This window comes from Protofrankia sp. Cr2 (assembly GCF_963555885.1).
Classification (GTDB): Bacteria; Actinomycetota; Actinomycetes; order Frankiales; family Frankiaceae; genus Protofrankia.
This window is the reverse complement of sequence record NZ_CAUVXG010000072.1, coordinates 17683-20269: the sequence shown is the minus strand read 5'-3', so window position 1 is coordinate 20269 and position 2587 is coordinate 17683. Positions and strand designations below refer to the sequence as shown.

Here is a 2587-nt window from a genome sequence, read left to right as displayed (position 1 = left end):
GGTCGCTCTAACGCCTGTCTGGTGGATATTGGTCGAAGCGATCGAAGATCCATCAGGCAGGCCCTACAAGCGGATCAGCCCGGAACGCGTCGGCTCACGGTGCCGAAGGATGTGAATCCGATGCTGCTATAGAAGCATCGGATTCACATCCTTGAGAGCCGCCGGGGCGGCGTACCGGCACCCGGCGGGCCGGCACCCGGCGGGCCGCGTACACCGGTTGGGCGTTGCCCGGGCGCACAGCCATACCGCCTGCCGCCCACAAGAGATCGGCCACGGTCGCGAGCAGCCGGATGACCAGGGCGAGCAGCGTCGCAGGGCCGTGCGCGAGCACCGGCGCCAACGCCAGGATCAGGACGGCCTCGCGCACGCCCGCACCGGCCGGGACCAGCAGGACGAGGAACCCGGCCGTCCACGCGAGCGCGTACCCGCCGACCGAGAGCAGCAGCAGGCGCGGCCCGTGCACGGACGGCGCAAGATCACGTGCCAGCAGCCAGGTCGCGACGCCGTAGAGCACGAAGCCCGTCAGCAGCCAGCCGGCACCAGCCAGCACCGGGCGGACTGCGAGCGGACGCTCCAGCGGTGACCGGCGCAGCAGACCGAACGCAAGCGCCAGCAGCCTGGACAGCACCGGCGGATACAGCACCACCGCAAACCCCGGTACCGCCAGCAGCGCCCACCCGTAGTGACCTAATGCGGTTGCCGACACGAACGGCAGGGTCACGGCCGCGGCCAGTCCGCCGCACGGGACCGCCAGCGCCAACACGATCAGACTCGCCGACGCGGCCTTCGCCCGGGGCACGCCGTAGGCCCGCGACAGCTCCATCTGCGCCAGCACCGGCCACACGCTGCCCGGGACGTACTTGCCGATCTGCCCGACGAAGAACACCCGCACGGCCGCCCGTAACGGCAGTTCCGCGCCGAGCCCCACCAGCAGCGCCCGCCAGGACAGCACGCTCGTCCCGACCGCCAGCACGGTGACGCCTCCGGCTGCGACGACGCTCACCACGGTCAGGTCGTCGAACGACGCCCGGACCGCGTTCCACTGACCGACCAGCGCAAGGCAGAGCAGCCCGACCGCGAGCAGTAACGCCACCCGCGTCAACCACCACCGCAGCCCTCGACGGCTGAAGGCCGGTCGGCCCGGTTCTGGTCGGCCCGGTTCTGAATGACAGCGCCCGGCCGCCCGACCGACCCCTCTGTCAACAGAACGTATATGCCACATCTGCTCAGCGTAGCGTCAATCCAGCCAACACCAACCACGCCGCCATAGCCATCACCGCCATAGCTACCACCGTCATAGCGTCGCGGCGGCAAACAACATGATGCGATGATGTTTCGATGCGTACGACAGTGACTCTCGACCCGGATGTTCCGGCCTACCGGCTACCCACTCGGTCGCTCGGTCTACGACCGGAGGTCGACCTCGACAAGGCACTGCGGCTGAGTTCCGAACTCGAGGACGCAGAGATCATCAACAAGCACGAGCTCCGTAAGTGACATAGAAGACCCACGTTCTGGGCCGCACTATCAACGGGGTTGCCGCCAACGGGAGAGCGCCAACGGGTCACTGCCAGCCAAGAGGTCTGCCGGCCAAGAGGGTACGGGAACCCCTGTCGGGTACCCGTACCCCTGGACTCACCGACCCCGAGGGGATGGTGTGGAGCTCAGAGCTGACCGGCCGCGCTTTCCTCCTCGGACTCCTCGGCATCCTCGTCGAGGACGGGCGCACGGCCCGCGACCATTTCGACGATCTTGCGGGCGAGCTCCTGGGCGGACAGACCGATGTCGGCCATGACCTCCGGGCGCTTGCCCTGGTCGAGGAAGATCTGCGGGATGCCGAAGTCCCGCAGCGGTATGTCCACGTCAGCGTCGCGCAGCAGCTGCGCGAAGGTCGACCCGACCCCGCCGACCCGGCCGTTGTCCTCGACCGTGACCACGAGTGAGTGCATCCGGGCGAGGTCGACAAGCACCGGGTCGAGCGGCTTGACCCAGCGCGGGTCGACAACCGTGATCCCGATGCCGTGGCTCGCGACCCGCTCGGCGACCTGCATGCAGGTGTTCGCCATCGCGCCCACCGCCACCAGGAGCACCTCACGCGACGGTGTCACCTCGGGTGAGCGGTAGAGGATGTCGACCGACCCGACCCGCTCGATCGCGGGGATGTCCGGGTTGACCTTGCCCTTGGCGAAGCGCACCACCGACGGACCGTCGGTGATCGCCAGCGCCTCGCGGAGCTCGGCCCGCAGCGTGGGCTCGTCCCGCGGCGCGGCCAGGGACAACCCAGGCACGAGCTGGAGGAAGGACATGTCCCACATACCGTTGTGGGACGGCCCGTCCTCGCCGGTGACACCGGCCCGGTCCAGGACGAAGGTGACCGGCAGCCGGTGCATGGCGACGTCCATCAACACCTGGTCGAAGGCCCGGTTGAGGAAGGTCGCGTAGACGCACACCACCGGCTTGAGGCCACCCATGGCCAGGCCCGCGGCCGAGGTGACCGCATGCTGCTCGGCGATGCCGACGTCGAACACCCGGTCCGGGAAGGCCGTGGCGAACGCCTTCAGGCCGACCGGCTGGAGCATGGCGGCGG

General features: G+C 69.0%; 3 protein-coding genes. 1 reads left to right on the top strand and 2 read right to left on the bottom strand.

Features of this window, described 5'->3' with window-relative positions:
* Positions 1 to 94: 94 nt before the first annotated feature.
* Positions 95 to 1093 carry a lysylphosphatidylglycerol synthase transmembrane domain-containing protein gene (locus tag U9978_RS21685; protein WP_416211088.1) on the bottom strand — a complete coding sequence of 333 codons (999 nt, stop codon included), beginning with the start codon at positions 1091 to 1093 and terminating at the stop codon, positions 95 to 97.
* A 245-nt stretch (positions 1094 to 1338) separates the two neighbouring features.
* On the opposite strand from U9978_RS21685, the gene U9978_RS21680 reads away from it, so the two are divergent.
* Positions 1339 to 1497 carry a hypothetical protein gene (locus U9978_RS21680; RefSeq protein WP_322762987.1) on the top strand — a complete coding sequence of 53 codons (159 nt, stop codon included), beginning with the start codon at positions 1339 to 1341 and terminating at the stop codon, positions 1495 to 1497.
* Positions 1498 to 1664: 167 nt separating this feature from the next.
* Here U9978_RS21680 and U9978_RS21675 read toward each other — a convergent pair.
* Positions 1665 to 2587: transketolase C-terminal domain-containing protein (locus U9978_RS21675; protein ID WP_322762986.1), on the bottom strand; the 923-nt coding region annotated here is incomplete at its 5' end.